Source organism: Actinocorallia lasiicapitis (assembly GCF_054778695.1).
Genome location: NZ_BAAGZI010000889.1, coordinates 1 through 309 on the forward strand (window position 1 = coordinate 1; position 309 = coordinate 309).

Sequence of the window (309 nt, forward strand, 5' to 3'; positions counted from 1 at the left end):
TGCTGGGGCAGCCGGCGCGCGCATGGTGGTCGGAAATGTGGGACCAACTGACGCCGATCTTCGATCGCGTGCTGGCGGGCGAAACGGTGTTCATCGAAAACGGCCGCTACACGCCGGACCGCGACGGCGTTTCGAAGGAAGCCTTCTTCACGCACTCGCACAGCCCGCTGTGGGATGCGGATGGCCGGGTCGCGGGTATCTTCCTCGTCGTCACAGAAACTACGTCCGAAGTCGTGGCCCGGCGGGACCGTGACGCGGCGACGGAGCAGCAGATGCTGCTGAATGAGGAACTGGCGCATCGGATCAAGA

The 309-nt window shown here is 64.4% G+C and carries 1 protein-coding gene; it reads left to right on the forward strand.

The window, feature by feature from the left end; translation table 11 throughout:
* Positions 1-35: 35 nt before the first annotated feature.
* Positions 36-309, forward strand: a 274-nt coding sequence (locus ACYVE7_RS35330; protein WP_460371050.1) for a PAS domain-containing protein, incomplete at its 3' end; no start/stop codon positions are given.